General features: G+C 32.3%; 11 protein-coding genes. 9 read left to right on the plus strand and 2 right to left on the minus strand.

The window, feature by feature from the left end:
• The first annotated feature begins 34 nt into the window (after positions 1-34).
• The gene (locus BUB42_RS05065) at positions 35-988 is read left to right on the plus strand and encodes a phosphoribosylaminoimidazolesuccinocarboxamide synthase (protein ID WP_073017822.1); all 954 of its coding nucleotides are present in this window, start codon (positions 35-37) and stop codon (positions 986-988) included.
• Positions 989-1,055: 67 nt separating this feature from the next.
• Here the strand turns inward: BUB42_RS05065 and BUB42_RS05070 are convergent, their stop codons facing one another.
• Both BUB42_RS05070 and BUB42_RS05075 read right to left on the minus strand, forming a co-directional pair.
• Positions 1,056-1,526 (minus strand): DUF1801 domain-containing protein, encoded by a 471-nt coding sequence (locus BUB42_RS05070; protein ID WP_073017824.1) that lies wholly within the window; start codon positions 1,524-1,526, stop codon positions 1,056-1,058.
• A 119-nt stretch (positions 1,527-1,645) separates the two neighbouring features.
• On the minus strand, positions 1,646-2,734 hold the full coding sequence (locus tag BUB42_RS05075; RefSeq protein WP_073017825.1) for a M42 family metallopeptidase: 1,089 nt from the start codon (positions 2,732-2,734) through the stop codon (positions 1,646-1,648).
• Between the two features lie 868 nt (positions 2,735-3,602).
• Between BUB42_RS05075 and BUB42_RS05080 the strand changes: the two genes are divergently transcribed.
• From BUB42_RS05080 to BUB42_RS05115, 8 genes are all read left to right on the plus strand, one after another.
• A complete protein-coding gene (locus BUB42_RS05080) occupies positions 3,603-4,070 on the plus strand; it encodes a hypothetical protein (protein WP_073017827.1) in 468 nt (155 codons plus the stop codon).
• A gap of 99 nt (positions 4,071-4,169) precedes the next feature.
• Positions 4,170-4,784 carry an NADase-type glycan-binding domain-containing protein gene (locus BUB42_RS05085; RefSeq protein ID WP_073017829.1) on the plus strand — a complete coding sequence of 205 codons (615 nt, stop codon included), beginning with the start codon at positions 4,170-4,172 and terminating at the stop codon, positions 4,782-4,784.
• A gap of 174 nt (positions 4,785-4,958) precedes the next feature.
• Positions 4,959-6,278 (plus strand): hypothetical protein, encoded by a 1,320-nt coding sequence (locus BUB42_RS05090; protein WP_073017831.1) that lies wholly within the window; start codon positions 4,959-4,961, stop codon positions 6,276-6,278.
• Positions 6,279-6,341: 63 nt separating this feature from the next.
• Positions 6,342-6,866 (plus strand): hypothetical protein, encoded by a 525-nt coding sequence (locus tag BUB42_RS05095; protein WP_073017832.1) that lies wholly within the window; start codon positions 6,342-6,344, stop codon positions 6,864-6,866.
• Positions 6,867-6,882: 16 nt separating this feature from the next.
• A complete protein-coding gene (locus BUB42_RS05100; protein ID WP_073017834.1) occupies positions 6,883-7,362 on the plus strand; it encodes a hypothetical protein in 480 nt (159 codons plus the stop codon).
• 7 nt (positions 7,363-7,369) lie between these two features.
• The gene (locus tag BUB42_RS05105) at positions 7,370-8,338 is read left to right on the plus strand and encodes a DUF6175 family protein (protein ID WP_073017885.1); all 969 of its coding nucleotides are present in this window, start codon (positions 7,370-7,372) and stop codon (positions 8,336-8,338) included.
• A 21-nt stretch (positions 8,339-8,359) separates the two neighbouring features.
• Complete coding sequence (locus BUB42_RS05110; protein ID WP_073017836.1) at positions 8,360-9,331, plus strand: hypothetical protein; 972 nt, start codon at positions 8,360-8,362, stop codon at positions 9,329-9,331.
• A gap of 315 nt (positions 9,332-9,646) precedes the next feature.
• The gene (locus BUB42_RS05115) at positions 9,647-10,318 is read left to right on the plus strand and encodes a DUF4294 domain-containing protein (protein ID WP_073017838.1); all 672 of its coding nucleotides are present in this window, start codon (positions 9,647-9,649) and stop codon (positions 10,316-10,318) included.
• Positions 10,319-11,092 lie beyond the last annotated feature (774 nt).

Below are 11,092 nucleotides of genomic sequence, written 5' to 3' on the forward strand. Positions count from 1 at the left end.
TTTTGCAAAAACAACAACACAACAACTACGAAAAATGAATAGTACAATAACGACAACCGACTTTAATTTCCCCAATCAAAAATCAATTTACAGAGGCAAAGTAAGAGAAGTTTACAATATCGACGACAATCTTTTAGTTATGGTTGCCACCGATAGACTTTCGGCATTTGACGTTGTTTTACCAAAAGGGATTCCGTATAAAGGTCAAATCCTAAACCAGATTGCGACAAGGTTTATGGAACTGACCGAGGATATTGTACCAAACTGGTTAGTTGCAACACCTGATCCTAATGTCGCTGTTGGCCATTTGTGCGAGCCTTTCAAAGTTGAAATGGTAATTCGCGGTTATCTTTCTGGTCATGCGGCGCGGGAATACGCTCAGGGTAAAAGAGAAATATGTGGTGTAAAAATGCCTGATTATCTAAAGGAAAATGATAAATTTCCAGAACCAATCATAACACCAACAACCAAAGCCGCTAATGGCAGCCATGATGCTGATATTTCTCGCGAGGAAATTTTATCTCAAGGAATTGTCACTGAAGAAAATTATGTTGTTTTGGAAAAATTTACAAAAGATTTATATCAAAGGGGAACGGAGATCGCAGCAAGTCGAGGATTAATTCTAGTAGATACAAAGTACGAATTTGGAAAAACTAAAGAAGGTGTAATAGTTTTAATTGATGAAATTCACACTCCTGACTCTTCGCGTTATTTCTATGCTGAAGGATATCAAGAAAGACAAGATAAAGGCGAAGAACAAAAACAACTATCAAAAGAATTTGTTCGCCGATGGTTAATTGAAAATGGTTTCCAAGGACTAGAGGGACAACAAATTCCTGAGATGACAGATAAATACATTGAAACAGTTTCTGACAGATATATCGAATTATATGAAAATATTCTTGGAGAGAAATTTATAAAAGCTGATATTTCTAATATAGAGGAAAGAATCGAAAAAAATGTGATAGAGTATTTAGAAAGCAAATAAAATTCAAGAAGTAAACAAAAAACCGCAATTCAAAATAACAAGAATTGCGGTTTTTCTTTTTTTAAACTTACTCAGGGTATGATAATTTAATAAATTGTGATTCATAACAAGCGATCCAATAATCAACGGATATTTTTTGGGTTAGTTCTGCAATTAAATCAAATGGAATTTGATCAATTTTTTTAAAGCGAATACAACTTTTCCCCATGTCTAATTTTTGATCACTATGTTTTGCAAATTCGGCAACAAACCAATTTAAAAGTTCTGGATTACTATAAATTCCTAAATGATATAGAGCAATAAAATTTTTTTGAGAAGCAATATTTATAAATGGTAAAGGTAGTTTTGGATTGCAGTGATAACCTTTCGGATAAATAGAATGAGGAACAAGAAAACCAATTGTCCCATAACTAATTTGTTCTATAAAACCATTTGGAATATTTTCTAGAATTGTTTCCCTAAGTTTAAGAAAAGCCACTTTCCTATCTTCACGGATTTTAGACAAATAGTCATTTAGTGTAATCTCTGATGTTTTCATTTTACTAACTGTTTTAGTGAATTTAAACAAAAAAACGCAAATCAATAACATGATTGCGTTTTTTTTTAGAATTTTTCATTTGAAATATCCAACTTAAAGTTAATTGTTCATTGTAAAATTTATTTAAAATAGGAAAAAGTGTCGTCGTTTTCTAATTTTAGTAATGTTTCATAAATCAATTTAATTACATTTTCAACATCATCACGATGCACCATTTCTACAGTTGTGTGCATGTAACGTAGCGGAAGAGATATCAAAGCCGAAGCCACGCCGCCATTGCTATAAGCAAAAGCATCAGTATCAGTTCCCGTTACACGAGAAGAAGCTAAACGCTGAAAAGGTATTTCCTTAGCAATTGCCGTTTCTAATATCAATTCTCTTAAATTATTTTGTACCGCTGGTGCATAAGTTACTACCGGACCCTTTCCTATTTTTGTTTCTCCTTCAATTTTTTTATCAATCATTGGAGTAGTAGAATCATGACAAACATCGGTAACAATTGCTACATTTGGTTTAATAGTTTTGGTAATCATTTCGGCACCTCTGAGTCCCACTTCCTCCTGAACAGAATTTGTAATATAAAGTCCGAAGGGCAATTTCACTTTGTTTTCGTGCAATAAGCGTGCTACTTCGGCAATCATAAATCCACCCATCCGGTTGTCAATGGCTCGACAAACAAATTTGTTTTCGTTTAAAACCATGAATTCATCAGGGTAAGTAATTACACAACCTACATGTACACCCATTTTATCAACTTGCTCTTTAGTTTCGCAACCAATATCGATAAATAGATTATCTACTTTGGCAACTTCCTCCTTGGCCCGATTACGAGTATGAATGGCAGGCCACCCAAAAACACCTTTTACAATTCCGTTTTTAGTGTGAATATTAACGCGTTTTGAAGGTGCGATTTGGTGATCCGAACCGCCGTTTCTAATTACATAAATTAGTCCATCGTCAGTAATATAGTTTACATACCATGAAATTTCATCGGCATGACCTTCTATTACTACTTTGTATGGAGCGTCTGGATTTATAACTCCTACGGCAGTTCCGTACGTATCCGTGATAAAAGTATCAACATAAGGTTTTAAATAATCCATCCATAATTTTTGCCCTTCACTTTCATATCCAGTTGGCGACGCATTATTAAGATAGTTTTCTAAAAAGTCAAGTGATGACTTCTTTAATATTGATTTAGTGCTCATAAAATTATTTTTTGCTAAATTATAAATTCAAGTAATAATATACTCAATTAATCGTGATTTTAACGTCCTGTTTTAAAATAGTATTAATTGTTAATAAATGGTTTTTGATATTTCATTAGTCATTTTTAATAAGTAAAATCTAGGCTATTACAAAGGCAATAGTGAAAATAATATTTTAGAAAGCCACTAACAATAGTTGCTATCTTTTTTGGATTTTTGTTTTACCATACGTTTTGCTGTTATATTTATTATCTTTTCTCTAGTCAAAAATAAAGAATTATTTTATAATTTTTTATGTTGGCTGAGACTTCAGATCCACAAATTTTATTTTGAAATATCACTAAAAGTGGGTATTGTGTAAGAATAATAATAAAACGTTCTTTGTAAAAAAATATTTACTGATTATGTTATTTTACACAGTTGTTCATTTGCTTGATAATGCTTTTTGTAAAGAAAATTTTTCGGTAGAACTAATAAAAAAATTTAGGATTAAAACCTGCTGAGTTTTATCTGGAGATTAACAAATTAAAGTTTTTTGTGGTACTAAAAAAATCTGTTTTGTTAAAATTTGATCAGATTCGATGATATTAAATATTTGTTTCCACACAATGTGGAAAACTATTAAACTCATAAAATTCCAAAGTATACATTTACAAAATTAAGAATTACTGATAAAAGTGGAGTTCAAAAACCACTTAAAATGACGAGAAGTATTCTAAAAATTGATATAATTTGGAGACTAATAGGAGATAAAGTATGAAAAAGTTATTTGTTTTAATTGCAATTTTAGCAATATTTAGTAGTCATTCACAATCTAAAATAGTGAAAAAGTAGGTTTACTAAATTTATTTCTAAAATTGAAGGAGATTTGAATAAGGACAATATTAAAGACATTGTCAAAGTTCAGAGAGATCCGAGAAATGGAGATTATAAAACGGCTATTTTCTTTGGAACACCTGATGGCAAATACAAATTAATATGCTACAATAGTTCCCTTTTGGCTTACTCAGATAATAGAACGGAAGTTGAAAGTTATCCTTATTTAGAAATTAAAAAAGGAATATTAATTTTAAATTATGAGTTGCTAAGAGGTCAACATAATTATAAATTTAGATATCAGAAAGGCAGTTTTGAGATGATAGGTTACAACAGTACATCTTCTGATGGTTATGGTTATTTGGAAAAACAAGATGCAAATTTATCTACTAAAATAAAAATCACAACTTTTGAACGATATGATGTTGAAAACATAAAACCTAAAGTAACGACAGAGCGGTTGACGATTAATAAATTACCTATTTTTCAGACTTTCAATCCCCAAACATTTAATTATTAAAGTTTTGATGTGGATACAATAAACGAGATAAAAGGCAAAATTTACAATTAAAAAGAAATGCGATGCAAAATTATATAAGCACAAAAAAATAGTGAAAACATGAAAAATTTTAAAGTAATTTTTGGAGCAATTCTATTTAGCTCGTTCAGTTATGGACAGCTTCCAGTGATAAATGCTAAAATAAATGGTAAAAAACTTGTATCCTGGGGTTTAAGACCAGTGGAATCTAATGATGGTCCGGCTGAACAATGGACAATGCCCAATCAGATGTGCGAGGGGCCTGAAAGAGGCAATGTTAAAGCCTCTACAACTTTATCATCACAGGGGAAAAGTAAATATTTAGCCAGTTATGTTTGTGACGATGATCCTACGACCGCGTGGGTGGAAAGCAGTTCTGACTACGGAATTGGCGAGTTTTTAGAAATAAATAATTGGCAAATATTGGGTGGCAATGTAAGAGAGTTATCAATTTTAAATGGATATCAGTCTTCAAAAACTGCATGGCAAAATAATTCAAGAGTTAAAAAATTCAAGGTTTCTTTGAACGGAAAAGACATTTGCATTTTAGATTTGGCAGACGTAATGGGTGTTCAAACTTTTAAATTACCAGCAAAATGGGCCCGAGGTAATTTTAGATTTACAATAGTAGAAGTATATAAAGGAGACAAATATAAAGACACTGCGATCTCAGGGATGTTTAGTTGTGGGGGTTAATCGTGAATATTCTATTATTTTAGAGAAAAAAAGAAATAGTAGGCTGGAACATATTTTAGGGCATTAAAATAAAAGATTGATAGAGTTGTCTTGTTAACAGCCATAAAGAAAAAGTGGAGTTCAGAAACCACTTTAAAAAACGAACGTATTTAAAAAGAATAAGAAATTACAAAAATGAAGAAACACTTACTAGTATGGGGACTAATAATCAGCTCGGGAACAGTTGCTCAAGCACAAGACAAACCTGTAGATTTAAAATTTAGAAGAAGTTCTTTACATACAATGGTCATCGAATCGGATAAATTTCCCAAAAAGGAAATTGTTCTTAAAGCATTTAATAATGCTCCTTTTCCTGAGAAGTATAATGATCATCAAATAAGCCAAAAATCCTTCAATCCAATTAATTATCCTTTGACCTCTGAAGAGAAGGCCTCTATTTACAAACCTTCAAAACTTGGTGCATTTGCCACTGGTTTACTTGAAATAGAAATGGATTCCGTTTCAAAAGAGATGCCACTCAGAATTGAAAAGTATCTTAAAAAAGAAAAAATCGCTAACAAATTAGTAGCTAAGTGGTTTGATAGACAAGGTGATGGAAGTTTTGATTCTAAGTTAGTTGAGGACAGAGGGGTGTTTAACGCCTCATTTCTTGAAACAAAGGCGGCTCAAAATTCGTCTGACGGTGAAGCACTTCTCAGAACTGCTGGAGAAGCATTAATTGACAATACATTTATAGTAATAAATAAATTTAATTTTGTGGCTAATGAACCAATAGCCCGAGCAATCAGAGATGCAGCAAAAATTGTCGCCGCGCAAAAAACTCCAGCAATGCTTTTAGATAAAGCGAACAAAGGAATTGATGCTGTTTATGAAAAAACAAAAGAGGGTTACTCTATTTGGGCTACATCATATTTATATAAGTTAGTGTGGGATAAAACTACTTCTGATACCTTTTACAAAGATCTTTGGATAGATAAGACTGCACTAGATCCAAAAAAGAAAGTTGCGTTTGATACTTCAGATTTGTTTCAACTAGAATTTGTTGGTGAAGAAAGCGCAACTGGTTTGGTGACATTTTCATTATCTGAAAAAAGAACGGAAGATCAAATTATTGAACTTTCTACCGTACGGATCATTGACAACGTATATGCTAAACTTCAGAAAAAATATGACGTGTTCAAAACAAAAACTCCGCTTTACTCAGGTGATCCAATTACTGCTAAAATTGGTAAAAAAGAAGGCTTAGAGGGTGGTGAAAAGTTCGATGTTCTTGAGCAGAATCAAGATCCTAAAACAGGATTGATCACATATAAAAGCGTAGGAACTATCAAAGTTGAAAAAGATGCGGTATGGGATAACACTTTTAATCCAGATGATAACTTGGTTCCTGTTGCTGGTAACGTTGAGACTGAAAATAAAACTAATATTGATCGTACCACGTTTTCTGGAGGGAAAAAGTTTTATCCAGGTATGCTTATTAAACAAATAAAATAATTAGCGAGCCCTTTCAATCACAAATTATGGTTGAAAGGGTTCTTTTCTATTAAAAATAAATAAATGAAAGATATTTTGAAGAAAACTGTAATTGTGTTTTTAATGATTTTTGGTTTTACATTATCGAGTACCGCACAAGCTAAAAAAAAAGCAGATAAAGCAACTGAAGATTGGCGTTATGAAATTGATGCAGTTCAGACTGGCACTCAAGGAAACTATTTAATTAAAGTATGGTCCTATTCTAAAAAGCCTGAGGTTGCAATTGATCAAGCCAAAAAAAATGCTGTTCACGGTATTATTTTTAAAGGGTTTACAGGTACTCAGTCTGTCCCAGGTCAGAAACCATTAACCAACAATGTAAATCTAGAAGTAGAAAAAGAAGATTTTTTTAAACCTTTTTTTGCTGATGGTGGCAAGTATATGAAGTTTGTTTCCATGTCTACTGACGGTGCCGTTGCAGCAGAGGATAGAATGAAGGTCGGAAAAGAATATAAAATAGGAGTTATAGTTTCAGTAAATGTTGCTAACTTGAGAAAGGACTTAGAGGAAGCAGGGATTATCAAGTCTTTAGGTGCAGGTTTTAATTAATTTAAAATAATTAAAAATGAAAATTAGTATAAAACTGATTTACGGTTTAATTGGCGGATCACTTTTGCTTTCAAGTTGTAATTCATCAAAAATAACTGCAGGCAATTATCCATTAAAAACCGAATGTATTAGAATTGAATTAGATGGTTCTCAATCTTTGATAGCATGGGGAAATGGCAGTAATAGAGCGGCTGCTATGGAAAATGCTAAAATTATAGCAATCAGGGATGTGCTTTTTTATGGTATTAATGATGGTAAATCAGGTTGTAATTTAATACCAATAGTATTAGAAGTAAATGCACAAAATAAACAGGAAGCCTACTTTAGTAAATTTTTTGCCTACAAGGGTGAATATGATAATTTTATTTCTATCAAAAAGGAATTAAAGTCACTGAAAGTGGCTGTTGATAAAAGCGTAACCTATGGATTAGAAGTTCGTGTATTAAGGACAGAATTAAAACAAAAAATGATTTCTGATGGAATACTTAAAATTTAATTGTAAAATGAAAAATAAATATTTAAAAAATGTTATCACTAAAGTAATGTTTTTATTGTCAACAACATTAATGTTTTCACAAGCGATAAACAAACCGTCTATAATGGTTTTTCCCGATGATATCTGGATGAACTCAAACGGATACATGAAGGAAGTGGATAATCAAGGAGAAAAAAAAATGGTACCTGATTATTCTGCGGCGTTGTTAAATGTTGAGCTAGGTCAAGTTATAACTAATGTCGAAAAATTAATGTTGGAAAGAGGATATCCACTTGAGAATTTGTCTCAAACATTAAAAAGTATTCAAGACGGAAATGCCCTAAAAAGTATGGAAACGAGTGAAGATGGGAATAGTGTTCAACAGGGAGATAAAGATTTAATATTAAACACAGCACGACCACATTTGATTTTGTATGTATCATGGTCTGTTGAGTCTAAAGGACCAAAAAAAGCAGTTACTTTTTCTTTAAAAGCTGTCGATGCTGGATCTAACAAGCCCGCAGGTGCAGCAAGTGGTACTGGAAATGAATTGATTGGAGCATCGTTACCTGTAATGTTAGAAACAGCTGTTTTATCTCATATTGATAATTTTAATTCCCAATTAATGATCTATTTTGAAGATATGTTTACAAAAGGTCGAGAAATCACAGTTGAAATTCAAGTTTATGAAAATTCTACTAAAAAACTGAATAGTGAAATCAACGAGGATGGAGATGAATTATCTGATGATATAAAGAAATGGTTTAAATCGAACACTGTAAATGGAGCCTTTACTTTGGGGCCAAAGACTTCAACTTTAATGCAGTTAACAAGTGTAAGGATACCTCTAAGGGACGCGGAGGGAACAGCTTTTAGTGCAGATGATTTTGGAACAAAATTAAGAAAATATATGAAAAAAACATATCAATTGTCTTGTTCTACGTATCCAATTGGAACTGGAAAAGTCGTTATGGTGATTGGAGGTAAAAGTCTATAATTATATAATCAAACAAATGATATGAAGAAAATTATTTTATGGAACATTCTTATAATGTGTTACAGTTTTTCTTTTGCTCAAAATGAGAAAGGAAGTGCAAATGACATTGCTAGAATTACTTTAGCAGCTTTTGTGCCGCAACAAATAGACAAAATGCCTGATGCAGCGCGAAGTATTTTAGCAAATAAGTTAAGCCAAATTGTCACGCAAAACGGAATGGGTGGATCGGCATATAATCAAAGGTTTATTATTACGACTAATGTAAATGTGATTAGTAAGGATTTGACTCCAACCGCTCCCGCAATGACGGCTTTTGTTTTGGAAGTAACATTATTTATTGGTGATGGAATTGAAGGAACTAAATTTTCAAGTACGTCAATCATCGTGAAAGGAGCTGGTGAAAATGAAACCAAAGCATATATTTCAGCAATAAAGAAAATTAGTCCAAGTAATATTAGTATTCAAAGCTTTGTAGAAAATGGTAAATTAAAAATTATAGAATATTACAATAGTAAATGCGACTTTATTATTAAAGAAGGTCAAACCCTAACTAGTCAAAATAAATTTGACGAAGCTATTGCGACATTAACAAATGTTCCTGAAGTGTGCAAAGGTTGTTATGACAAAGCTATGGATGCCGTAGGGCCAATTTATCAAAAACAAATTGATAGAGATTGTAAAATAAAATTACAAGAAGCAAATACAAATTGGAATGCCTCTCAAGACACATACGGCGCTGACATTGCGGGACAATTTCTAGTTCAAATTGATCCAAATGCTGCTTGTTATAAAGAGGCACTTGCATTATCAAACAAGATTGCACAAAGAGTTAAAGAAATTGATCAGAGAGATTGGAAATTTCAATTGAAAGAACAACAGGATGACATAGACCTTAAAAATGCAATAATAAAAGCAGCTCGAGATATTGGTGTTGCTTATGGTAATGGGCCAAAAGCCACTATTGTTAAATATAATATTATCGGTTGGTGGTAGCAGGACTTTAGCGTTTATCATATCTTGTTAAAAAAAGAGTTAAACTTGTATTTTAAAAGTTAAACTCTTTTTTTTGACTTAAAATAACATCATCAGTCCTTTAATTATATGGATTGCAATTTACTAATTGATATTAATCAATTAATTTAAAACAACTAAAAAGCGTTAGTATAAAAAATTGTTTCACTATTTTAGTCAAAACCGGTTAAATCTAATTTCTTAACGACAGAAATTTTATTTTTTTTAATTTAAATTATAAATTTGGCATCACAGTTGAGTAGATATTGTATAATTTTGACAATAAATATTTGCTTTATGAAGTTAATTAAATTCTTTATCTTTTTTCTTTTTAGTATTTTCTCAATTAATGCTCAGGTTATCCCCCAAGATACTACAAAAATAGACTTTGAATTAGATGAAAATTATATTTTAAATGACACTATTCAGCTGCCAGAGATATTAGTGTCAAAAGAAAAAATGGATCCTGAAGCGAGAAAGCAATTTTTGATTCTTCAAAATCGGGTATATGTAACTTATCCCTATGCAAAACTGGCTTCTGAGCGATTAGTAAATTTAAACAAGGGAATGTCAAATCTTAAAACCAACAGAGAGAAAAAGAAATATTTCAGCATTATTGAAAATTATTTAAACAATGAATTTGAAGCCAAATTGAAAAAATTGTCGAGAAGCCAAGGGAGAATTTTGGTAAAACTTATCCACCGTCAGACTGGGAGCACTACTTTTGCTTTAGTTAAAAGTCTTAAAAGCGGTTGGAAAGCTTTTTGGTCTAACACAGCCGCGAGTATGTTTGACATAAACTTGAAGACAAAATATTCTCCATACGATATAAATGAGGATTATTTGATTGAAACCATTTTAGTACGGGCCTTTGAATCGGGTAGATTACAAAACCAGAAACCTGCATTCATTATTGATTATGAAAATCTCAATGAATCTTGGTTGTCCAAAGCTCAAAAAACGAATTAAACATTTATTGCTTGGGCTTTCTACATAATTTCCCAACATATTTCACGTTTGTAAATCTTAGATTTTCATCAACCTGTACCTGCGATTTTAACCATAATATTTTAATTTAATTCCCATCCAAACCCCACGGTTGCGACCGTAAGATTTCGATCACCACCCAAACACACCCCACGGTTTCAACCGTGGCATTTTCATCAACCTATCGTCGATGATAGCTGTAATATTTTCATTTATCCTTTCCCAACCATACCCCACGGTTTCAACGGTGGCAATAACATACGATCAACGCCCATACCCCACGGTTTTAACCGTGGGATTGCAAACGCGATGATTAAAGTTTAAATCCTCTGCAGCCTCTTCGCGTTATCCGTTTCAATCTCTCGCTTATTTGCCTATTTTTCTACCCTTATAAAAGGAGCTTCTTTTAGTCGCTCTTTTATAAGCAGGAAAAAATGGGCAAATACGCTCGAGGATTTCCACTACTACCACGGCTAGGGCAGGGGAGTTAAAAACAAAACTTGGTTTTCAAAAACAAACAAACGGCAACACGCACAACACCAACGCATTAAAAAAAACATTTAAAATAATCAAATAAAAAGCTTGTAGAAGCCAATAAACGCACTACTTTTGCACCCGCAACAACGCAGACGTTCTTACTACATTATTGAAAAGCGAAACTAAATTAGGTTGAAAGATTTAAAAAAAGATTTGCCAGATATAAAAGAAGTAATTACCTTTGCCACCCGCTTTGCTGGGGCAAGTTCTTAGACAAAT

Origin of the sequence: Flavobacterium micromati (assembly GCF_900129585.1) — a bacterium.
GTDB classification, from domain to species: Bacteria; Bacteroidota; Bacteroidia; order Flavobacteriales; family Flavobacteriaceae; genus Flavobacterium; species Flavobacterium micromati.